At 55.0% G+C, this 634-nt stretch carries 1 protein-coding gene and 1 pseudogene; both read left to right on the top strand.

Annotated elements, in window-relative coordinates; translation table 11 throughout:
* A pseudogene (locus ACJ9N4_RS20925) lies at positions 1-264 on the top strand (S49 family peptidase); the annotation flags it as partial.
* 9 nt (positions 265-273) lie between these two features.
* On the top strand, positions 274-606 hold the full coding sequence (locus ACJ9N4_RS20920) for a head decoration protein (RefSeq protein ID WP_411500802.1): 333 nt from the start codon (positions 274-276) through the stop codon (positions 604-606).
* The last annotated feature ends 28 nt before the right edge of the window (positions 607-634 follow it).

Raw genomic sequence — 634 nt, 5'->3', positions numbered from 1 at the left:
GCCGTTGCTGCAGAGAATGGTCGCATTATGGGGATCCTGAATTGCGAAGAGGCGAAGGGACGAGAATCCCAGGCGCGCGCACTGGCTGAAACGCAGGGAATGACGGTTGAGAGCGCACAGCGCATTCTGGCTGCTGCCCCGCAAAGCGCTCAGGCTCGCACCGATACCGCTCTGGATCGTCTGATGGAAACTGCACCTGGCGCGTTGTCAGCAGGCAGCGTATCAGCTGAAGCCGGCGACGATTTGTTAAATACCCCTGTTTAAGAGGCTATCATGGCAATTACTGAAGTTTTCACACATAACCAGCCGCTCGGTAACAGCGACCCGGCGCACACCGCGTATGGCCCTGGCGAACTGACGGCATCTACGCCAGCAATGACGCCGCTCATGCTGGATGCCACCTCCGGAAAGCTGACTATCTGGGACGGCACACACGCCGGTTCGGCAGTAGGTATTCTGGCTATTAAAGCAGACCAGAACAGTGCAGAGCTGGCATTTTATAAATCGGGTTCTTTCCGCCTTGAAGATGTGCTCTGGCCATCAGCGGTTACCGACGAAAATATCAAGCGTAACGCGTTCGCCGGCACAGCTATCAGCATCGTTTAATCCACGTTTTTACAACCATCATCATTCA

This window comes from Enterobacter sp. LM3, assembly GCF_046622475.1.
Lineage (GTDB): Bacteria > Pseudomonadota > Gammaproteobacteria > Enterobacterales > Enterobacteriaceae > Enterobacter > Enterobacter cloacae_P.
The sequence above is the reverse complement of the archived record's forward strand: the minus strand, read 5'-3'. Positions and strand labels throughout refer to the sequence as shown.

What these genes read in the sequence shown, in the direction of transcription:
- ACJ9N4_RS20920 (WP_411500802.1), top strand. Translation starts at nt 274, where the DNA reads ATGGCAATTACTGAAGTTTTCACACATAACCAGCCGCTCGGTAACAGC.